This window comes from Rhizobium sp. BK376 (assembly GCF_004341625.1).
Classification (GTDB): Bacteria; Pseudomonadota; Alphaproteobacteria; order Rhizobiales; family Rhizobiaceae; genus Rhizobium.
Window position 1 is genome coordinate 1 of sequence record NZ_SLZG01000046.1, and the last position, 21449, is coordinate 21449.

Annotated in this window: 21 protein-coding genes; 5 read left to right on the plus strand and 16 right to left on the minus strand. The window is 58.0% G+C overall.

Translation table 11 applies throughout. The features are described 5' to 3' along the window. Positions 1-278 precede the first annotated feature (278 nt). Positions 279-506 carry a hypothetical protein gene (locus tag EV561_RS34955; RefSeq protein WP_132528459.1) on the plus strand — a complete coding sequence of 76 codons (228 nt, stop codon included), beginning with the start codon at positions 279-281 and terminating at the stop codon, positions 504-506. 157 nt (positions 507-663) lie between these two features. On the opposite strand, the gene EV561_RS34960 is transcribed toward EV561_RS34955, so the two are convergent. Beyond that, positions 664-960 (minus strand): DUF982 domain-containing protein, encoded by a 297-nt coding sequence (locus EV561_RS34960; protein ID WP_132528460.1) that lies wholly within the window; start codon positions 958-960, stop codon positions 664-666. 227 nt (positions 961-1187) lie between these two features. On the opposite strand from EV561_RS34960, the gene EV561_RS34965 reads away from it, so the two are divergent. Next, complete coding sequence (locus tag EV561_RS34965; protein WP_132528461.1) at positions 1188-1430, plus strand: hypothetical protein; 243 nt, start codon at positions 1188-1190, stop codon at positions 1428-1430. A 586-nt stretch (positions 1431-2016) separates the two neighbouring features. Here the strand turns inward: EV561_RS34965 and EV561_RS34975 are convergent. The 8 genes from EV561_RS34975 to EV561_RS35010 all read right to left on the minus strand — a co-directional run bounded on the left by EV561_RS34975 (position 2017) and on the right by EV561_RS35010 (position 10269). Beyond that, on the minus strand, positions 2017-3078 hold the full coding sequence (locus tag EV561_RS34975; RefSeq protein ID WP_132528463.1) for an aldo/keto reductase: 1062 nt from the start codon (positions 3076-3078) through the stop codon (positions 2017-2019). A 52-nt stretch (positions 3079-3130) separates the two neighbouring features. Continuing rightward, entirely contained in the window at positions 3131-3793 is a 663-nt protein-coding gene (locus tag EV561_RS34980; protein WP_132528464.1) for an aspartate/glutamate racemase family protein, read from the minus strand. 51 nt (positions 3794-3844) lie between these two features. After that, positions 3845-4483: a dihydroxyacetone kinase subunit L gene (locus EV561_RS34985; protein ID WP_132528465.1), complete on the minus strand. Its 639-nt coding sequence runs from the start codon at positions 4481-4483 to the stop codon at positions 3845-3847. A 12-nt stretch (positions 4484-4495) separates the two neighbouring features. Continuing rightward, positions 4496-5497 carry a dihydroxyacetone kinase subunit DhaK gene (locus EV561_RS34990; RefSeq protein ID WP_132528466.1) on the minus strand — a complete coding sequence of 334 codons (1002 nt, stop codon included), beginning with the start codon at positions 5495-5497 and terminating at the stop codon, positions 4496-4498. 21 nt (positions 5498-5518) lie between these two features. Continuing rightward, on the minus strand, positions 5519-6553 hold the full coding sequence (locus EV561_RS34995; RefSeq protein WP_132528467.1) for an ABC transporter permease: 1035 nt from the start codon (positions 6551-6553) through the stop codon (positions 5519-5521). Further along, positions 6550-8103, minus strand: a complete 1554-nt coding sequence (locus EV561_RS35000) for a sugar ABC transporter ATP-binding protein (RefSeq protein ID WP_132528468.1) — start codon at positions 8101-8103, stop codon at positions 6550-6552. The genes EV561_RS34995 and EV561_RS35000 overlap by 4 nt, the downstream gene beginning before the upstream one ends. Before the next feature lie 94 nt (positions 8104-8197). After that, complete coding sequence (locus EV561_RS35005; protein WP_132528469.1) at positions 8198-9208, minus strand: substrate-binding domain-containing protein; 1011 nt, start codon at positions 9206-9208, stop codon at positions 8198-8200. 32 nt (positions 9209-9240) lie between these two features. Beyond that, a complete protein-coding gene (locus EV561_RS35010; protein ID WP_132528470.1) occupies positions 9241-10269 on the minus strand; it encodes an ABC transporter permease in 1029 nt (342 codons plus the stop codon). Positions 10270-10467: 198 nt separating this feature from the next. Between EV561_RS35010 and EV561_RS35015 the strand changes: the two genes are divergently transcribed. Together EV561_RS35015 and EV561_RS35020 are read left to right on the plus strand one after the other, a co-directional pair. After that, positions 10468-11547 (plus strand): LacI family DNA-binding transcriptional regulator, encoded by a 1080-nt coding sequence (locus EV561_RS35015; protein ID WP_132528471.1) that lies wholly within the window; start codon positions 10468-10470, stop codon positions 11545-11547. Between the two features lie 434 nt (positions 11548-11981). Then, on the plus strand, positions 11982-12488 hold the full coding sequence (locus EV561_RS35020) for an NUDIX hydrolase (RefSeq protein ID WP_132528472.1): 507 nt from the start codon (positions 11982-11984) through the stop codon (positions 12486-12488). Here the strand turns inward: EV561_RS35020 and EV561_RS35025 are convergent. The 6 genes from EV561_RS35025 to EV561_RS35050 form a co-directional block, all read right to left on the minus strand. Next, entirely contained in the window at positions 12485-12997 is a 513-nt protein-coding gene (locus tag EV561_RS35025; protein ID WP_132528473.1) for an ABC transporter permease, read from the minus strand. The two genes, EV561_RS35020 and EV561_RS35025, sit on opposite strands and share 4 nt — an antisense overlap. 361 nt (positions 12998-13358) lie before the next feature. Beyond that, positions 13359-14426, minus strand: a complete 1068-nt coding sequence (gene ugpC / locus EV561_RS35030; RefSeq protein WP_132528474.1) for a sn-glycerol-3-phosphate ABC transporter ATP-binding protein UgpC — start codon at positions 14424-14426, stop codon at positions 13359-13361. Between the two features lie 25 nt (positions 14427-14451). Beyond that, positions 14452-15963 carry a DUF5060 domain-containing protein gene (locus tag EV561_RS35035; RefSeq protein WP_132528475.1) on the minus strand — a complete coding sequence of 504 codons (1512 nt, stop codon included), beginning with the start codon at positions 15961-15963 and terminating at the stop codon, positions 14452-14454. 35 nt (positions 15964-15998) lie between these two features. Continuing rightward, positions 15999-16862, minus strand: a complete 864-nt coding sequence (locus EV561_RS35040; protein WP_245513230.1) for a carbohydrate ABC transporter permease — start codon at positions 16860-16862, stop codon at positions 15999-16001. 20 nt (positions 16863-16882) lie between these two features. Further along, on the minus strand, positions 16883-17782 hold the full coding sequence (locus EV561_RS35045; RefSeq protein ID WP_132528477.1) for a sugar ABC transporter permease: 900 nt from the start codon (positions 17780-17782) through the stop codon (positions 16883-16885). 91 nt (positions 17783-17873) lie between these two features. After that, a complete protein-coding gene (locus EV561_RS35050; RefSeq protein WP_132528478.1) occupies positions 17874-19142 on the minus strand; it encodes an extracellular solute-binding protein in 1269 nt (422 codons plus the stop codon). A 234-nt stretch (positions 19143-19376) separates the two neighbouring features. Between EV561_RS35050 and EV561_RS35055 the strand changes: the two genes are divergently transcribed. Beyond that, complete coding sequence (locus EV561_RS35055; protein WP_132528479.1) at positions 19377-20567, plus strand: ROK family protein; 1191 nt, start codon at positions 19377-19379, stop codon at positions 20565-20567. A 188-nt stretch (positions 20568-20755) separates the two neighbouring features. Here EV561_RS35055 and EV561_RS35060 read toward each other — a convergent pair. After that, positions 20756-21449, minus strand: a 694-nt coding sequence (locus EV561_RS35060; RefSeq protein WP_132528480.1) for a protein phosphatase 2C domain-containing protein, incomplete at its 5' end; no start/stop codon positions are given.

Below are 21449 nucleotides of genomic sequence, written 5' to 3' on the forward strand. Positions count from 1 at the left end.
CTGAACCCATCGCAAACCTCCAGTTTGCACCATCGATTCAGATTCGTCGCAAAATTGGAATCCCTCGGAGAGTCGGAAACAGCGCTCGCTGGTATAACCCGATCGTTACGGTCGTGGCAGCGGCACGTAATTGACGGTTTGGGCCGCTCGCAGGTTGAACGACGCAACGCAACATCCATGGATTGGTTGAATAATGTGAATAACTCTCGCTTATTGAGAGACAATGTTGCGCCTAATGAGCGATTTTGCTTCTTACCTTTACAATCAAGGAGATGTATATGGCTGGTAGAAGCGAGATCAGAACGAATTGGACCATCACGGCTTCGGATGGCGACCGCACATTGGACAGCGCCAAGGACGCTGCGGCCTTTATCAAAGCGAATATGGGCAGAGGCGAACACTTCGAAGTGAATGCACCAACCCAGTTGAGCGCCCTAGATTTGAGATATTTCGAAGCGCAGCACATGGAAACGACGTTCAATCTGGGATCGGTGGATTACCTGTAGAAATTCCGGCTTGCACACTTAGCGCGACAGGGGTTGCGCTCCGCTAGCAGCGGAGCGGCAGACCGCTGTTAGGCGTGAAAAGGCCCGGCAGCCAATTTCGCACGCTGGGCTGACATTTTTCAGCGTCAAGCAAGCGAACAGACCACTTGGCCGTCCGCTATGAACCGACATTTTCGCCGGTCCCGCGCTTTGCGATGAGGAGCGGAACCTCTTCAATATTAGCGAGGACACGCTCCTTGATCAGAAAACGTCGCACATTTTCACGAATTGCGGGAATGGGAAAGATCCCCTGCGCGGCCACGCGGCACGCTTTTACCAGCACCTGATAGGCGTCGCCTCTCTTATCCGCCGGCCAGTCGTCGAGAAAATCAAACACATCCTCCAAGCTGGCGAGCTCTTGAATATAGTGAGGGTATTTAACAAACAGCGGGCGTTCAAACTTCGTGTAGGTCATCGCTATTTCCTTTCCTCTTAAGTGCAAAACGCTGCCGATTTAGGAAATAAGATAGCAAATTCAAGACAAAAATCGCTATGGCCGAAGTTCAAGTCCTGCCGACCATGACGTGAGATGAAGCTCACATTAATGCCTCGCTCACCCTGGGTTCATTCCCCTTACGTTAGCTTTGAACCAACGTCGTGCAACGGCGTTACCGAAAGCCAAAAGCTTACAGGAGGAAACCCGTGAAGAAGTTTATCCTTGCAGCCGCCCTCGCCCTTGCTTCCATCGCAGCCACAGCGATTCCCTCAAACGCTGCTTCGGTAGTCGTCACCACTGATAACGGGCACTACGGTCGCCATTACGATCACCGCGATCACTATCGGCGGGATTATTGGCGCCACCACCACCGCCATTGCTACACCAAGAAGATAACGAGATGGCACCATGGCCACAAGGTTGTTCGCAGGGAACGCGTCTGCCGGTAATCATTATCTTCCCTCTTGCTCAAACAGAGATTGCGAATATCCTGTCCGTGCGATTGGAACAGGAGGATCACTGCATGACAACAGGGAAGAAACCTGCCTCGAAAGCCTCACAGGAGCTGTCCAGTAAGAAGTCCACTCCATCCGAAAAGACGGTAGCCGGTTCGGATCTCGCTCAGGCGAAAAAGACGCCCAAGAAGAAGTAAGCAACTGGGGATGGCTTCCGGCTCTACATCCGCTGTCGGGCGGGTTCACCCTCGGAGGCCATCCACGCAAGCAAGCCCAACGCTATCGATTGTCCGTACCCAAATAAAAAGCCGGGGCGCTCACACGTCCAGACCTGTAAATCGAGCCACCAGCGGCGAACGCAACGGCACTGTGGTGGAGGCGACGCTACTCGATTTAGTCACGCCGGATATGCGCGTGTATGGCGAAGAATCGTCCGGCTATTTTCAGCAGGCTTTCGGCCTGCCCGGTACGAATGCATGATCGAAAGTTCGCTCGCTTCCGTTAGGGCTCTCACGACATACTCGAAGATGGAGCTTCAAGGGAAAAGACCAAGCTGGCCGCCCCAAGGGCTTGTCCCATCCTATACTTTTCCCAGGTTTTCAAAGTCGGCATGCAGTGCCCAATCGCCATCCGAGAAACGCTCCCTGGCGAAATTGTGCTGATGCCAATAGGGATAGATGTAGGCCAGACGGCTCACATGGTTCAGACGATCGAGTTCTCCCGGCGCCAGGGCAATTTCGGTTGCGGCAATATTGTCCTTAAAATGCTGCTCGGTCAGTCCGCCGACAACGAGTGAAGCGATCGCTGGCCGCGAAAGCGTCCACGCCAGCGCAATTTGGGCGGCGGTTGCGTCCCGTTCCCTGGCGATCGCGTCCAATACGTCGACAATCGCCCAGAGCCGCTCCCGATCGCGGATCGGCGGCTCGCTCCAGCCAGCAGCCTGTCGCGATGATTGAGGGGACCTGTCCCGCCCGAAAGCACCAGATAGCAGACCGGCCGCAAGTGGGCTCCAGACCATCACGCCAAGCCCTTGATCGACCGAGATGGGCAGAAGCTCGTATTCGGCTTCGCGGGCCTCGAGCGTGTAGTGGATCTGCTGCGTCACGAAACGCGGATAATTCCTGAGTTCGGCAACGTGGAGGGCTTTCATGATGTGCCAGCCCGAGTAATTCGAGCAGCCTGTATAGCGGACCTTTCCCTGACGCACGAGCGTGTCGAGCGCCGATAGCGTCTCCTCCAGCGGCGTCAGCCCATCCCATGCGTGCATGAAATAAATATCGATGTGGTCGGTTCTCAGTCGCTTCAGGCTCCGCTCGCATTCCCGGATCAGGTGGTAGCGTGAAACGCCTTCATCATTGGGGCCACCACCGATACGCATGCGTGCCTTTGACGAAATCAACACCTGATCCCTGCGACCATCGAGTACCTCGCCAAGGATCTCTTCCGATCGCCCGAGCGAATACATATTAGAGGTGTCAAAGACGTTGATGCCCCCATCAATGCAGACGTCGACCAGCCGCTGCGCTTCCTTGACACCTTGGCGAGCGACCATGGAGAAGTCGCCCTCCCCCCCAAACGAGAAGGTGCCCATCGTGAGCGCCGACACCTTCAAACCGGAGCGACCGAGAGTTCTGTACTGCATGCGAAATCCTCCAAATGAGTCTTATGATCTGCCCCGCCGGCAGATGTCGTCGTCAGGCGGAAAGCGCCGCAAGTTCTTTGGCCACATGGGCGATCCCGAGTTGCGGGCTGGTGAGACAGGGCACCTGCCTCTGATCGAGCGATTTCAGGGCCTGGGCCATGGATGCCTGGGCAAGAACGATTAGGTCGGTCTGCGATGCCAGTTCTCTAAAGCCCTCGATGACCATTGCGTCATGGGTCGCCGGATCTCCGGCGGTGAGCCGGACGAAAGCACCTTCACAGAGCTTCTCCACAACAACGCAATCCTTGCCGTCGGCTAGAGCAGCGTTTCTGATTATCGTGCCCGTCGGTTCCAACGTCGTCGGTAGCGTCGCGAGCACGCCGATACGCTGCGCTTTCCGCACTGCTTCGTTCGCCATTCCCTGGTCGATGCGAAACAGCGGAATCGAGGTGATCGGGGAAATCCTGTCAACAGCATTGCCAAGCGTCGAACATGTCACCACGACGGCGTCGGCTCCGGCATCGGCGGCAGAAAAGACATACTGGGTAAGCCGTTGCTTCGTTCGATTGGAGAGAGCTCCATCCCTGATCGTGTGCTGTAGCAGGCTCTCGTCGAGAATATTGAAGGACGACCACCCCGGCAGGGCCTGCCTCACCAAGGGCTGAAAGACTGCGGGCAGAGTTGCCACAGTGTGCAAAAGGGCCAGCGTCGGCATATCCGTCCTCCAATCTCAGCGACATTGCTCGGCAACATTCGCCGCCAGTTCCTAGCCGTTGACGAATTTCGCCATGGCGCTGATCAGCAGCACGCCAACGGTAGCGCCGGCATCCTGCAGACCCACGGTCCTCTCCTGAAAAGCAGCCGCCTTGCCATGCTGTGCGACCATGGCCTTGGTGCTCTCCAACCCTGCCTCGGCAGCAACCACTGCCGCCGATAGTGCCTCGCCAAGCAGCTTGCCGGCGGCATTTGCCTCTTCGAGGGCGCGCGCAACCGGATCGAGCACGTCGAGCAACGTCTTGTCACCGACCTTCGCCTTGCCGCGTTCGGCGATACCATCCCGGTATGCCCGCCAAAATGTCGCGATTTCCGCGGTGGAGATGCTGTCTGTGCCATCGAGCGCCTTGCCGGCGCGCAGGAAACCGGTGGCGGTCAGCGTTCCCATCGTCGATGGGGCCGTTCTTGCCATGATCGCTCCTGCGCTGCGCAGGAGCTTGGGTATGCCGGAGGCCTCTCCCTCGGTAGCAACTGTCTCTGCCGCGGCGGCGAAGGCTTTGCTCATGGTGATGCCAAGATCACTATCGCCAACCTTCCCGTCGAGCGAGATCAGGAAGTCGCGCTCTTTTGCAAACAGCGCTTTCCAGTCATCGAAGAGCCGGATGAGGTCAGATGAGGAAATCTGGTTCATGACCATCTCTTCTCAAGCTCCGTAATGTTTGAAGAAGGGCGTATTGGCGGCAGCACCGATCAACGGTTCAAGCTCGGCATCGAGATGCAGAATCGACACGGATGCCCCGGCCATTTCCATCGATGTCGCGAATTCCCCGATCCAGACGTGCTTTGCCGCCACCCCGCGCTCCTCCAGCAACTGCGACACACGTCGGAAAAGAATATAGAGTTCTTCCATCGGCGTTCCGCCAAGGCCGTTGACGAGAACGGCCACCTGGTCGCCGGGCTTGTAATCCTGCTCCGCGAAAATGCGTTCGATCATTTCGTCGATCACGTCGTCAGCAGGCGCGAGCTTCTTGCGACTGATGCCGGGTTCGCCGTGAATACCCATGCCGATTTCCATCTCATCTTCGCCAATGGAGAAAGTCGCGTGGCCAATCTCGGGAACGACGCAGCTTGAAAGAGCAACGCCCATGGTGCGTGTGCGCGACCGCGCCTTGTCGGCGATACGGGTGACCTCATCTAGGGAAAGACCGGTCGCAGCAGCGGCGCCGGCGGCCTTATAGACGAAGAAAATACCGGCGACCCCTCGGCGCTTATGCTCCTCGCCAACCACAGAAGAGGCAACGTCGTCATTGCCGATAACCTGCTTGACCGCGATATCCTCGAGATCGGCCAGTTCGGCAGCCATGTCGAAATTGATGATGTCGCCGCTGTAGTTGCCATAGATGTAGAGAACGCCGGCCCCTTGATCGATTGCCTTGGTGACCTGGAGAATCTGTTCGGCGCTCGGAGATTGGAAGACGCCGCCGACAGCTGCTCCATCCAGCATGCCGTCGCCGACATATCCGAGAAACAAGGGAAGATGGCCGGAGCCTCCGCCCGTGGCAATGCCGACCTTTCCGGGCTTCGGTTTCGAGGTCACAAGGCAGCGCTTGTCATCGGCGACATAGGTGACATCGGGATGAGCTCTGTAGATACCGTCCAGCATCTCGTCGACGAAATTGACCGGATCGTTCAAAAACTTCTTCATGATTCCCTCTTTGATCGAGACTTACCGTTTGCGTTGTCTTGTGACGAAAAACGCGGCGGCAAGCAGAATGAAAATGCCGACGACGAGGCGCTGCCAGGTGCTCGGGATACCGACCATCACGAGAACGCTGTTGATAACGACGATCAGCAGAACGCCGAGGATCGTGCCGAGGACCGTACCCGTTCCGCCGGTGATCCTCGCGCCGCCGAGCACGACTGCTGCAATCACGTCGACTTCCGTGCCGACAAGGTCGAAAGGATTGGCCTGCCGGTTGGCGCAGACATGGATGATGCCGGCAAGGCCGGCGAGCGCACCGGCATAGCCGAACAGGAAGATATGGATAGTCCTGAGGTTGTAGCCGAGGCGGCTTGCGATCATGGCATTGCCGCCGACTGCGAAAATGGCGCGTCCCATCAGGGTGCGGTTGAGGATGAACCACGTCAGGACGGCGGCGATCGGCAGCACGAGGAAGTAGAAGGGCAAGGTGATGGTGGCGCCATTGGTCGCCTCGAACTGGAAGAGCGGCAACCTGCCGAATGCACCCATCTGCGGCGGCAGCGACATGATCCAGACCGTGCCGATGAAGGACAGCAGGATGCCGCGGAAGAGATATTGCGTGCCGATGGTGACGATCAGCGATGCCACGTTCAGATGATGGACGAGCAGGCCGTTGATGATGCCGAGGACCGCGCCGCCGAGGATCGCCATGACGATGATCAGCGGGATCGGGATACCCGGCAGCTGCTTCTGCACCAGAAGCGTCATCGAATACATGGTGAAGGCAGCGATCGCGGTAAAGGACACATCGATCCCGCCCGAGGCCAGAATGATAAAGACGCCGAGCGCGAACAAGCCCATGACGACGCTGGCGCGGCCGATATCGACCAGTGTCGAGGGCTGCAGGAAGTCTGGATTGATCACCGCAACAGTGACGCAGATCGCCACGAGCAGAATGAAGGTGATGGTTTCCGGCCGTCGGTGTATCAGGTCCCCGAAGCTGAAGGATCGGGTCCGAGCGGAGCTCTCCTGGAGCGCCTCGATCCGTGAAGCAGTCATTGAACGGTCTCCATATTGGATGCCAGCATCGCCTTGTAGAGGTCTTCTTCGCTCGCCGTTTCGGCATCGAAGATGGCCACCACGCGACCGTGATTCATCACCAAAATGCGGTCGGCGTTTTGCAGGAGTTCCGGCAGGTCGTCGCTGACGATGATCAGGCCCATGCCATCTTGTGCGAGTTGCTGGATAGCGCGATAGATCGTGTCCTTGGAGCCGACATCGACGCCGACGGTCGGCCCATGCAGCACGAGAAGCTTCGGCGTGATGCTCAGCCAGCGGCCGATGAGCACCCGCTGCTGGTTGCCACCCGACAAGGCGCCGACGGGAAGATCGAGATCCTTGGTATTGAGGCGCATGTCCTCGGAGAGCTTTTCAGCGAGGCGACGGCCTTTCTGCTTGTCGACAACACCGAATACGTTGCTCAGCTTGCGCAGCACGAGGGCGATCTCGTTTTCCAGGATCGACTTGTCGAGGAAGAGGCCTTCGGCGAGACGGTCTTCAGGGACATAGCCGATGCCTTCGTGGATTGCGTCGCTCGGCTGGCGGACCGACAGCGGCCTGCCGGCCAGCGTCATCGTTCCCGATGTCGCCGTCCGTATCCCTGTCATCGCCATGGCAAGCTCGTTGCGGCCGGAATCGGCAAGGCCTGTGATGCCGAGAATTTCGCCCTTGTGAAGCGTCAGGCTGATGCCGTCGACATTCTGCGCAACCAGCCGGTCGACCTTGTAGAGTTCCTCGTTCGCCGGCTTAGCCTTGCGGTAGCGCTCGGCTTCGATGGAGCGGCCGGTCATCAGCTCGGCCAATTGCCTCTTGCTGTATCGTTCGATCGGACCCTGTGCGACGCATTGGCCATCGCGGAAGACGACGGCCTGTCCGCCGATCCGATAGCATTCGTCGAGCTTATGGGTAACGAAAAGGACCGCGACGTTTTCGGCGCGAAGGCGCTCCACGACACGGATCAGATTGTCGACCTCGCGCCGGGTGAGCGATGTCGTCGGTTCGTCCATGATGACGAGCTTGGCGCGGGTGGCAATGGCGCGCGCGATCGCCACAAGCTGGCGCGCGGCAAGGGGCAGATCGGACACGACGGTGTTGAGAAAGGCGCCGTCAGATGGCAGGCCGACGGTGGCGAGTGCTTTCTCGGCCGTCTGCCGCAACCGGTTCCGATCGAACAGGCGGGCAAGCCTGCCGCCGGCGCTGACGAGCTGTTCGTTCAGCGCCACGTTTTCGGCGACTGTGAAATTGGGAATCAGGGAAAGGTCCTGGTAGACCGTCTCGATGCCGGCCGCCAGCGACTGGATCGGCGTCAGCGATTCACGGGTCTGCCCGTCGAGCACGATCTCGCCTTCGCTCGGCGCATGCGCGCCGGACATGATCTTGATCACCGTGCTCTTGCCACAGCCATTCTCTCCCAGGAGATGATAGGCCTCGCCCAGATCAAGCGTCAGGTCGATGCCCCGCAAGGCATGAACGCCGCCGAAGCGTTTGTGGATGTTGCGCAGTTCCAGAAAACGGCGCCCGCCGGCACCGGTATTCGAATTGTCTATCATATCAGTCAGGTCCTTCCAACATCACCATGCATATGAGCACGGCAGTCGCGGCCGGAGCTGCCAAGGCAACGTCCGGCCGATCCTGGGAGAATGTCTAGAAGAGGTGTTCCTTGTAGTTGGCCTTGTCGGCAAGGACCAGGCCATTGCCGACAACGAGCAGGCCGGTGCCAGGGCCCTTCTTGACCGAAACCTTGTTATAGCCCTCGACACCGAGGTCCATGCCGTCGGTGATCGGCTTCTTTTCGAGGAGCAGCTTGGCAAGCGAATTCATCGCCATGCCGGCCTTCTGCGGATCCCAGAAGCCGATCGCTGTGATCGCGCCGGATTCCAGAAGGTCGGCCGACGGGTTGGGAAGACCGGTACCGACCAAGCACACCTTGCCGCTCAGGCCGGCTTCGTCGATCGCTCGACCAACGCCGAGGACGTCGTTGCCGGCAGACGTCTGGAAGCCCTTGATGTCGGGGTGCTTGCGCAGGATTTCCTTGGCCTTTTCATAGGTACCGTTGGCATCGTCAAAAGATTCGTTGTTTGGATCGACGAGCTCCATGCCCGGGTACTTCTTGGCATTCGCTTCGCCCGCTCCAACCCACTGCATGTGCGTACGGCTTCCGACTGAACCGACGAAGGTCGTCCATTTACCCTTGCCGCCCATGCACTGGGCAAGGCGCTCGTTGAGTGCCGTGCCGTAGTCGGCATTGTCGAAGGCTTCGACATCGACATTGGTATTCTTCTCGTTATCCGCCTCGTGGGTGACGACCACGATGCCGCGATCCATGGCACGCTTGAGTGCCCCCTCGATCACCGAAGGATCCATCGGAACAACAGCCAGTGCATTTACGCCCTTGGCCGTCAAATCCTGGATGATCTGAAGTTGCTGGGCAGCATCGGATGTAGCCGGTCCGCTCTGGGTTGCGACAACGTCGGCGTTGGCCTTCTGGAAAGCCTCAACGCCGGTGTTCATGCGGTCGAACCACGGAATGCCGCTGATCTTGACCACGGTTGCGATGACCGGCTTGTCCTGTGCGGCCGATACGCCGGCGTAACCAGCGATGAGTGCCGCAACGATTGCCGAACCGGCAAGAAGCTTTTTGCTGTGGCTTGTCATGTAATTCCTCCTCAGAAATTTTCCCTCAGTCGTCATGTTCCGGTGCTCGAGGGATTGGCACCTGAATTGGTGTGGACCTGGCGTTTCAGCGGGGTGATAAGGCCTGTCAGGTTGTACCGGCCGATCGCCAGGAAGGTGAGCAGCAGGGCGCCCCAGGCGAGGTCCCGCACAAAATTCGACAGGCCACCGAAATTCAAAAGGCTCGACATCAGCTGCAGGGCGATGGCGCTGAGCACGACGCAGACGACGCGTCCGTAACCGCCCTCCGGGCGAACACCGGCCATGACCGCGATCAGGATCGCGATCAGCAGATAGGAGCTGCCGTAATCATATTTTACGTTGACGTTACGCGCCGCGATGATGATGCCGGCAAGGCCTGACAAGGTGCCGCTCAACGCATAGGTGGCGATCAGCACGCCTGCCTTGGGGAAACCGGCGTAGACGGCTGCCTTCTGGTTGGTTCCCATCAACATCAGCCACAGCCCATAGGGCGTGAATTTCAAGGCGGCGGCGATTAGGGCGGCGACGAGGATGAAGACCACAAAGCTGATCGGTATGCCGGCGATCATGTCGTTGCCAAGTCTCGACAGCAGCGCAGGGCTGCCGACGGCGACGGCCTTGCCGCCCGAAAGAACCACCGCCAGGCCGGTGAATGCCATCTGGGTGCCGAGCGTGCACAGGATCGGCGTAATGTCGAGCTTCGAGATCAGCAGCCCGTTGATGACGCCTCCGGTAAAACCGCAGAGAAGGGCGACGACGATAAAGGCCAGGCTGAAGGTGGCCTCGTTGCCGGTGGCCGACAGTATCGAGGAGACGACGACCGCCGAAAGGACGCCGGAGAGGTTGGCAAGCGCAATGCCCGACAGGTCGATGCCGCCATTGCCGGCGCACATGGCCAGCATGACCCCAATTGCCAGGAGACCGAGTTCAGGAATCTGACTTGCCATGGACTGAAGATTGAAGGGCGACAGGAACGAACCGTCCGATATCGCTGCCCCCAGAACGAGCAGAGCCCCATTGATCGCGAGCAGCATCGCAAGCTGTGCGCCCGTTCTTTGCATGGCCTCCTCCTCACTACGTTTAGTAAACAAAACGTCTATTCACTAAATAAATGCGGCAAGTATTTAGGCCTGTCAAGACGGCTTCCGTGCCGTTTGGCGTTGCAAGGTTGCTTTTTTTGGCCTACCCGTGTCACGTTAATCAAAATCGTTTACTAAACGGGGTCGCCGTCCCTCAAAGCGGCAGAAGGCATTTGAGCAATGAAGAAAAAGTTCACGGTCCGGGATATTGCAGTCGAGGCAGGCGTCTCACCGGCAACCGTCTCGCTCGTGTTGAATGGTAAGGGTGAGATTTCAACAGAAACCCGCGCCCGGGTTCTTGAGGCAGTGGCGCGGCTCGAATACGTGCCCCGAGTCTCGAAAAATGTCGCCGAAACGGTCGAGACGCTGCGGTTTCTCAAGATCGCCAAGCACGGACATACCGTTAATCGCGATCACAGCGTTTTCATCTCCGACTATATCGACGGCATGTCGGCCGAAGCGAGCAAGCGCAAATACAAGCTGGAAGTCGTGAGCTTCGAAGGGCAACCTATCAGCATGATTGCGGAATCGCTGGCGGGCGCACCGATCAGCGGCGTCATTGCGCTCGGCACTGAGCTCTCCGAGCAGGATATCCGGCTGATCCAGGCAAACGGACTTCCCACGGTGTTTATCGATACGTTCTACGACGTGGTCGATGCCAATTTCGTGGACATGAACAACGAGGATGCGGTCCACAAGGTCCTGTCGCGATTTCGGGGGGCAGGCTTCGAGCGCATCGGCTTCATTGCGAGCTATGTCGAAACGACCAATTTCAAGCTACGCCGTGACGCATTCTTCAAGAACATGACGCGCCTCGGCCTGAAGTCGCGCGACGATGACGTCCTATCCATCGAATCGACCTATGACGGCGCCTACAGCGATATGATTGAATTGCTGCGATCCGGCATCGATCTTGCGCCCTGTTATTTCTGCACCAATGACGTCATTGCCTATGGTGTCATCCGCGCCCTCAGAGAGTTCAACATACGCATTCCGCAGGATGTTTCGATCATCGGGTTCGACAATCTGCCGCAAAGTTCCGCGATGGAGCCATCACTGACAACGATCGAAGTGTCCAAGCGCAAGATCGGCAATCTCGCGGTGGCTGTTCTCGACGACATTATCAAATCCTCCGATCGACAGCCGCCTGTCAAAGTCCTTGTTGGCGCTGAGCTGATCGCTCGGTCCAGCGACGCACCCTCAGTCGATCCCTCGATGAAACCAAAGGCCAGATCCGGCAAAATAACACCCGTCGTTTAGGATCGATGATCGTGCTGCCATTTCGATTGGTGATCTGATTCTACTGATGTGCCAGTATTAAAATCATATGTAAGCGGCTGTTTGAGCGATTGAACGAGTTGCGGACGGTCAGCTACCTAAGTCGGCGCGGCCTTGAATTTCAGCGGCATCAACCCCGTTGATGCCTTGTTTTGGAGTCCCGCGCTCAACGGCATGCGCCGTCTCGATCATGGCTGTTGAATTCCGTTCCAGATTAACCCCAATTGCCGTTTCGCGATGGCCCGCAGTTGGTTCAGAATAACTAAATATTTTATGGTCTTACACCTGCCAACCAGGGTCACCGTCAGACAGAAAGAAGGGCCAAATCAAAACGGAATTCAACAAACGGGACCTCAAAATGGCCATTTATGGCGGCCCGAATTGATTTATCGTGACACTTTCATGTCGTCGATTCGATGGAGGCAAAACTGCCCAGGACCCGGCCCCTTCTAGCCGAGATAGCACGAACAGGAATATACGTCCCGGATGCGCTGCGGCAACAGGTTGGCGCCCTCTGTTATCGTGTCAACATGGCGACCAACGAAGTTGAGATCCTCTTGATCACGACACGGAAATCTCACCGTTGGGCGATTCCGAAGGGCTGGCCTATGGGCGGCAAGGCGCCACACGAAGCCGCCAAGCAGGAGGCATTGGAAGAGGCGGGCGTCAGCGGGAAAATCTCGAAGAAAGTGTTCGGCCACTTCACATATCTAAAATATTTACCCGATGGCGAAAGGGTCCCTTGCATGGTCCAAGTGCATCTCCTGCGGGTGGAATTTACAGTCGCGGCCTATAAGGAACGCGGACAGCGAGAGATCATCTGGTGTTCTTGCTTCGAGGCTGCGATCAAGGTCAACGAGCCTGAATTGAAGGGTTTGTTCCGACTTCTCTACGATCGTCACAGAGCCGGTCGCCTTCGTTAGCATGTCACACACGATTGATTGCCTGCATTCGTTCGCACGCCGGAAAATTGCGCTGCGACCGGATTGCCCCCTGTCGCGAAGACCCACCTGCCAAAAGCCATCTGGTGCAAAAGATAATATCCTGCGGCGGCCAGATCCAGCGTCCAGAGAATTGGCGCTTGGATTCCGAAAATCGAACCGTTCCAGAAGATAGCCGAAAAGTCGTCATCGAGAATCGGGACCGGCCGCGTGTCGGTCACCGTTAGCGCAAGCCCTGAGAAGATCGACAGCATTCCAAGGGTGACGAGAAAAGACGGGATGCGCAATCTCGTTACCAGGAGCCCGGAAACGGCTCCAACGATACCGCCAAGCAGGAGCACAAGCAGCGGCGCGAAAAATGTCGGCACGTCGCGCTCATACAGCATGGCCAGCATCATGCCTGAAAAGCTTGCCATCGAACCGACAGACAGGTCAAACGCATGACGCTGAACATGCATCCAATAGACGCTTTCGTTTGCGGAACAAACCATTGGCGCCGCCCCGGTTGCGCAGTGTTTTCACCGGTGGTCAGGTGCAGTACCGTTTATGTCGCTTCGGATTGATAACGGAAGAAACGCGTCTGCAACGTGAGCGTTAATGACGTCGCCGCCAGCCGCCCGGCTAAATCGGAACGGATTTGAGGCCAAAGATTTCTTCGCTGTCTTCGGGCGCTCGCAATGCTCCAAAACCACCCTTAAGCGATTCATTTACACCAGCATGCCGCCGTGCGATCACCTCCGTCGTAGGCTACCGCGGACTGGCTTGATCCAACTCTTGAAGCGGCTTCAGCGATCCTGCACATGAACGAAAGGGGTTTGGAGAATAACCGGTGTTATCAGGTGAAAGAAGATTTCATGCCTCGAATCGGCGTCCGCTCGATGTGTCGAAGAAGTGAACGCTCGGCGACTTGAACGACAGCCCGACCTGTTGGCCCGGAATCAGCTCAACGCGCTGGCGGGCGACCCAGGTCAGCTCCCGGCCGGCCACCGTCACCGCCACATGGGTCTCGGATCCCGTCGGCTCGACCACCGTCACCGTCGCGGCAACCCCGTCGTCGCCGACCGTGATATCCTCTGGCCGGATTCCCATCGTCACGCCAGCTCCGCTTCCTGCCCTCGGTGCCTTCGCCAACGCAATCCTGGTTCCGTCACTCAAGAGAAGGGCCGGCTGTGCGCCCGGCTCCATCCGGCCTTCCAGGAAATTCATCGCGGGCGACCCCAAGAACCCTGCTACGAAAATATTCTGTGGCCGATCGTATAGCTCGAGCGGCGTGCCGATCTGCTCAACTTTACCGCCCTGCAGGACCACGATTTTGTCGGCCATGGTCATAGCTTCGATCTGGTCATGGGTGACGTAAACGATGGTGGTCTTCAGTCGCTGATGTAGGGCCTTGATCTCCGCGCGCATCTTGACACGCAGCTTGGCATCAAGGTTCGAAAGCGGCTCGTCGAAGAGGAAAACCTTGGGGTCGCGCACGATCGCGCGCCCCATTGCGACACGCTGCCTCTGCCCACCGGAGAGTTGTGCCGGCTTGCGACCGAGCAATGGCTGCAGGCCGAGGATCTGGGCCGCCTCTCCCACCTTGCGGTCGATCTCGGCGCGCTTTGCACCGGCGAGCTCCAGCGCAAAGCCCATGTTCTGTGCGACCGTCATCTGCGGATAGAGCGCATAGTTCTGGAAGACCATCGCGATGTCGCGATCCTTCGGCTGCAGCGTGTTGACGACGCGGCCGCCAATGCTGATCTCGCCTCCGGATATATCCTCCAGGCCCGCGATCATGCGCAGCAGGGTCGATTTCCCGCAGCCGGATGGGCCGACGAGAATAACGAACTCGCCGTCCTCGATATCGACATCGACACCATGAATGATCTGAGCTGCGCCGTAGGCTTTCTTGACGTTGCTGATGGTTACTGCGGACATTGGACTTCCTCCTCCCACCCTGTCGTCAATTCTTGCGGACGCGGAGCGCAAGATAAGGCTTGCCCGGCATTTCAACGCCAAAGGCCGCATCCGGCTTGCCGCCGCGGACGATGGCGCCGTGGCGCGTGGGATGCGTAACAGGCGCCTTCACCTTCCTTGCCGGTGTCACCGTCATGTCCCAGGTGTCGATGATATCGACCGCATAGTCATCGCTGTCCATCGGCAGACCGGTTGACCAGACGACGGGCTGATGTTCGCCAAAATAGATCAGGCGAAAATCGCCGTCACCGGCGCCTGATACGCGCGTCCATGGGAAATCGCCGATCTTGCCTAGCGGCTCGAGCCCATTCTTCACGTCTTGTTCCAGGAGGTCGCGCATGAAGCCTATGCGTTTCCAGGCCTCGCCGCGCAGTGTCCCACCTTTTGCCCACCAGATCAAATCCTCGGGGTGGGCATAGGTCTCGCCATGGCCAGCATATCCGCCGCGGGTCATGGTCAGCCAGAAGCGATGGACAAGTTCCTGCGCCGTCAGATTGCCCCAGGACTGGATGATATTGCCTTCATATTCGGGCTCGTCGTTGACGACCGGCTTTCCATAGGCCTCACGCCATTCCTGCGTCCGCTTCACGTCCGGATTCTGAATGCAGGTATGAGTGACCCAGGGCTTGCGATGATCGAAGTTCATCGTCTGATCACCGTTATGGATCGACCGCAGATGCTGGTAGGGATCGTTTTCCTCAAGGATGTGGAAATAGCGGTCCCATTGTTCGACCGGCTTAGTGTCGAGCAGGAAGTCATATTCGTTGGCGAGCGCCCACCAGACATTGCGATAGGCTGAAAGGCGTGCCGCGAGATAGGCGACATACCGAAAATCCTGCTCGGCAGACATATCGGCATAGCCCCAGCGGTCGTAGGGATGGAACATGATGATGTCGGCCTCGATACCGAGGTCGCAAAGCGCCGCCACCTGCTTTTCGAAATGACGGAACATCGCCGGATTGGGGCGATCGAGATCCTGCTTCCCGTCGGCGCCCATTTTGAACGATGGGTAAAGCGGCTCGTTGTGATTGTAGGGGTAATCTTTCGGGAAAACGCCCATTCTGATCTTGTTGAAGCGAGCCTTGCTCAGGGTCTCGAGCGTCTGGGCCTGCATCTCCAGCGGCTGGTGCGTCCAGGCATAGCAGGTGGTGCCGAAGGAGAGGAACGGCGTGCCGTCAGCATAAGCGAAATGGAACTTGTTGCGGACGCGGACCAGACCGTGATTGTTTTTCGACGGCGCCGTCGCCGTTAAGGCTCCGGTCTTGTCGTTAAGCTCGGTCGTCTTCGAACGCGTCTTGAAAGACCACTCGCCTTCGTTGTCTGGCATGAAACGGATGCGATAGACGCCGTCGCCGTCATAGAAGCCCGGCACCCGGATCTCGCGGCTATTCTGGCTGAAAATGGCATCGAATGCCACGTCGAGATAGGGATTGCCGGCGGACGGGCCGTTGAAGGCCGCCTCGAAGACACCCCATTTTTCGACGATCGCATTGGACATGATATTCTCCTCTGAAGATTGCGGTTTTGCGCCCGTCACCCCTTCACCGCGCCTGAGGTCAGGCCGGAGACGAAGTAGCGCTGGAAAATGAGATAGACGATGGTGGCCGGCAGCACGGTCATGACGATCGCCGCATTCAGCTGGCCGTAATCGCTGGAAAACTGGCCCTGGAAAGACATGAGCCCGAGCGGCAACGTCCACATATGCTGGTCCTGCAATAGCACCAGCGCCATGGCGAATTCATTCCATGTCGAGACGAAATCGAGAATGAGGAGTGCGGCAAGAACCGGCAGGCAGACCGGCAGGAAGATGCGGCGGAAGATAGTGAAATGGCTAGCGCCATCGATCAGCGCCGCCTCGGAAAGCTCTTTTGGAATGCCGCGGAAGAAGCCGTGCAGGATGAAGACCTGATAGGGCACGCCGAAGGCGATATAGGGCAGGATGACGCCGGGATAGGTGTCGATCAGGCCGAGGGAATTCACCAGCGTGAAGATCGGCGCCAGCATCACCTGGAAGGGGATCATCGTGCCGAAGACCACGAGCAGCAGAAGCAGCTTGCTGAACGGCAGCTTGATCTTGGCGAGCGCGTATGCCGCCATCGCCGAGAGGCCCAGGCCGAGCGGGACCTTGATGACGGTGATGACGACGCTGTTGAGGAAAGCCGTCGCGAAGTTTCCGCGGTTCCATGCGCTGCTGTAGTTGTCAAAAGCTAAATGCACGGGCGGCATGAAGGCGCCGGTGCTTGTCACCTCCGCTTTGGTCTTCAGGGATGTGAAGATGATGAAGACGAAGGGCGCCACCCAGATCAGGGCGACAACCAGGAGCGCAATCCACAATCCGACGAGAATGGGATCGCGGCTTACCTTGTTGGAAGCGCCCGCATCGAAGGCGACGGCGATGGGTTCGGCAGGCGTGACGGTCACTGCTCGATCTCCTCATGTTTCTGCGTCCAGCGCAGATAGGGAACGACGATCGCCATGGTGATCAAAAGCAGCACGACGGAGATTGCAGCCCCTCTGCCGAAATCGAAGATCTGCATCGCCTGGGTGAATGCCCAGAGCGCCAGCATCTGCGTCGACTGCGCAGGCCCTCCGCCGGTGAGGCCATAGACGATATCGAAGGCCTTCAGCGAGGAAATGATCGAAAGAACAAGAACGATCGTGATCGTGGTGCGCAGCGCCGGAAGCGTGACATGCCTGAAGACCGCCCATCGCCCGGCGCCATCGATGCGCGCGGCTTCGACCAGGGTTTGCGAGACGTTCTGCAGCCCCGCCAGAAACAGCACCATGGAAAAGCCGACCGACTGCCAGAGATAGGCGATGAAGACGGAATAGAGCGCGATCTTCTGGTCGCCCAGCCAGTCCTTGATCCATGTCTGCAGACCCCAGTAGGTCAGCAGCTGGCTGAAAAGCCCGAAAAACGGGTCATACATCCACTTCCACATGGTCGCGACCGCAATCGGCGCGATAATGACCGGCAGATAGAAGATGGCGCGAAACGTGTTGCGGCCGAAGAGCTTCTGGTTGAGGCTCAATGCCAGGAGGAGACCAACGAGCGGCGGGAATACCAGGCTCATGATGGTCCAGATGACGGTATTTCGAAACGCGACCCAGAAGACAGGATCCCGGGTAAAGATCGCCTGATAATTCGCCAGGCCCACGAAGGGCCGCTGCGGATCGAGCCCGTTCCATTTCTGGAAGCTCAGCACGATCACGTTCAGCATCGGATAAAGGGCGAAAATCGCATAGATGCCGAGGGCGGGGACAAGCAATATCAATGCCTGAATGCGGGGATCACGCGCCTGGGTGCGAAACGACATGCTCTCTCCTCCAGAGGAGACCGGATTTCGGATCTATGAAATGCGGCCAGCCGACCGGTCTTGCCCGGCCGGCCGACGTCCCGGGAGGGGTTCAGGTTCGCCCGGCGATGAAGGTCTGCAGCTGCTTTGCTGCATCCGCGGGCTGGATATTTCCGGCGGCGACATCGTTGATCACGCGGAAATATTCCGTGGTCACATCAAGCGGAAATGCCTGGTCGCCGTTCATGTAGACCTTGCTGTACTTGTTGAAGACATCGAGCCACTTGGCTTCGAGCGGCTTCTGGTTTTCGTAGTGCACGTTCTTGTTGATCGAGGTCGAGCTGAACTGGCCGAGCGTATCCTGCTGGACCTTGGTTGACAGGAAGTAATCCAGGAACTTCGCCGCCAGGTCCGGGTTCTTACTCTTCGTGCTGATGTAGTTATATTCGGCGAAACCGTAGAGGCGATCGGTGTTCGTTGGGAACGGGAACATGCCGTAGTCGTCGAGATTGGCGCCGGTGCCTTCGAGCTGGCTGACCAGCCAGTCGCCTTCCAGCATCATCGCCGCACGGCCGGCCGTAAACAGGCTATAGGACTGCTTGTTGTCGATGCCCATGAAGGGCTGCAGCGTATAGTCCTTCGTCCATTTCGCGAATTCGGTAAAGGCGTCGGTCGCACAGCTTTCTTTCGTCCAGTCCACCTTCATCTGCATCAGCGCGTCGTGCTTGTCGGCGCCGCACTTGGTCTCCAGCAGCACATCCATAAGGCGCATGACGTGCCAGTTGACCGAGCCGCCGAAGGTAAAGGCTGGAATACCGGCGGCCTTCAACTTGGCAGCATCGGCCAGGAAGTCTTCATAGGTCCTGGGCTCATCGGTAATGCCAGCCTGGCGGAACAGCTTCTTGTTATAGTAGACAGCCTCGCCCTTGAAGGTGAAGGGAACACCGTGCTTGCCGCCCGGATAGAGGTCGGCGAAAGCAGCAGCCGACGGCAGCAGCTCATCGGACCATTTGTACTGGGTGTAGTATTTGTCCAGCGGCAGTGAGAGGCCGGCTTTGACATATTCACCGCCGAGACCGAGACCGGCCCAGCTGAAATAGATGTCCGGACCCTTGCTGGAGCCGGCAGCGACACGCAGCGCCGTCTTGTGCTCATCGATGCCGCGCTGGACGATTTCGACATGGGTACCCGGATTGGCGGCCTCGAAATCCGTCGCAACCTTCTTCAGGGCGACGTTGGCGGCGTTGTTGTCGAAATTCAGCGTCCACAGCGTCAGGTCCTCGGCGTGACTGCTATTGACCGCGATGGCAGCGGTAGCGATCGCGGCGATACCGACGGTCCTTATGCACTTTGACAGTACAAAATTGTACCCATTCAACATTGCAACCTCCCTGATGCGGTCCTCTACCGCGCAGGTGAAACAATCAAATCCGCCAGTCGGTGTCAACGCCTTTTATCAGAATTGAATTTAGTTCGCGAATTTTAGGCAATAATCCCCCTAACATATTTCTGAAAACTGCTTTACTCACGGTTTGTCACTGGGAGAAAGCAAATTTTTGAAATAAATTGACATGAGTTCCGTCTGCCGCCACTTCTTCGCTGGAGAGGACGTGTCATGCAAGAAATCAACAAACTCTTTTTGGACGAGGACTTGCCTGCCGGGCGCCTGGTGCGAGGGCTGGCGGCGTCGGGTGCCGCGACGGCGGCGCAGCTCTCGAAAGCCACAGGGCTCGGGCGCTCGACCGTATCAACGATATTGGGAGATCTTCGGGAGGCGCGTATCGTCATCGATGTGGATGGCAGGACAAATGGCTTTGGCCGGCCGTCACAGCTGCTTTCCTTGAATCCCGACATGGGACGGTGCGCGGGCGTTCTCCTAGGTCTCGGAGAAATTCGAATTGTCATATGCGATATGACGCACACAGTTTTGTCCGATGTCCAAATTCATCTTTCCCGGGACTATACGCCGCAAGATGCAGCCGACACGGTCCGTCGGAGCCTCGATGCTCAATGTAGGACCATTGGGATTAGCCAAGAGAAACTTCTCGGCGTTGGAATTGCGATTTCCGCGCCGCTGAGTTTTGATGGCAAGGTGCTCAACAGCGACGTCCTTCCATCGTGGGCGGGGGTCGATATTGCTGAGATTTTTGCCAGCCGCTTGGATTGCCCGCTGCATGCCGAGAACGAAAGTCATTGTGGCGCCCTTGCGGAAATGACCTGGGGCGCCGCGATCGGGGAAGCGGACTTCGTGCTCTGCAAATTTGATCTTGGTGTCGGCGGTGCGATCGTTCGTGACAATGCCGTTGTGCGAGGGGTCAATGGCAGTGCGGCGGAGTTCGGTCACATCGTTCTGGATCCACAGGGGCCTCACTGTCGCTGTGGCAACCGCGGCTGCCTGAAGGGCCATGTCGCCGGCGACTACCTGATCCGTCTGGCTCAAGACATCATCGGAGAACCGGTGACAATCGACCAGTTTGTCGAACGTGCAGCGGAAGGACAAATGGTCTACCGCAGACTGATCGAAGACGCCGCCGAAAAGGCCGGATGGGGAATGGGGATTATCGGCACGATATTGAACCCCCCTCTTTTTGTGATCGCCGGAAAGCTGGCGGCCATCGGCAAAAACTTTCTGGAACCGCTGGAAAGAAGCCTTCGTAGATACATGCTCCCACAGCCCGAGAATGTATCAGGATTGCCGATCCCGCGCTTCGTCGTCGCCAGATTTCTTGGTAACGACGACACGGTTATGGGAGCTGTGGCGCTTGTATTGCGGCAGCATGGCAAAATCGCGTCGCGGCCAATGTAAGCCGTCAAAGTCTTTTAGCGTTGCCATGTTGCGTAGTTCAGATCATAGCTTGCACAACGTCAAAAATAGGCTGCAGCCCGCGGGACTCAACTGGCAACGAGAGTTCTTGTTTGCTCTTGAAGGGATGAGAACCTGCGACCCCGTCATTCTGCGTCTCACGCTGTTGAAAGGATCTAAGCTGATGGCTTTCACGCCCTCCTGACGTAGATGCTCGCCGCCGCGTGGGTACCGAAAATTTCCACCGACGCCCTGTCGGCTCGAGAAATCGAGAGAAGGCCGCAATCATCACGCTCGGCTTCGCTGGCAGGAAAGCGCCCGTCGGCGAAAGCACTCTGCGCGGCCGGGTCGAGGTCCGCCCAGAAACCGTCCGTCCCGATAAGCAGCAGCTGATCCTGCAGTTCGACCAATGTCACATCGGGAGCCATGAAGTTCGTTGATCGGAAGCTACGCGTGAGAGCATGTCTCGAGTCAAGTTTGGCGAGAATGGCATGCGGGAAAGCGCATAGCGCGTTTGCAAGCGTATGTGGCTGCATAAGCCACGATATCTGCCCATCAACGTCGCGACGGGCGAGGAGGCAATCACCCGCATGCAACGCTATTGCCTGCCGTGCGGCGTCTGCAAAAAGCAGAGCATAGGTTGCCGAGTCCTTTCGAAAGTCCCCTGCGAGGGCCGCGTGAATGGCGCGAAGCTTCTCCGTAATAGTCGCGGCCGAGATATTGGCGGTTGTCGTCACGAACCAATCGACCAGCCGCTGCGCGATCTCTCGCGCAAACAGCCCGCTCGCCGCCCCTGAGGTCGACCCGTCGAGAACGATTGCCAGGATTGAATCACCGCGAATGCCGACGCCGGCATGGTCACGATTGTCGGCTGTTTTCGTTCCG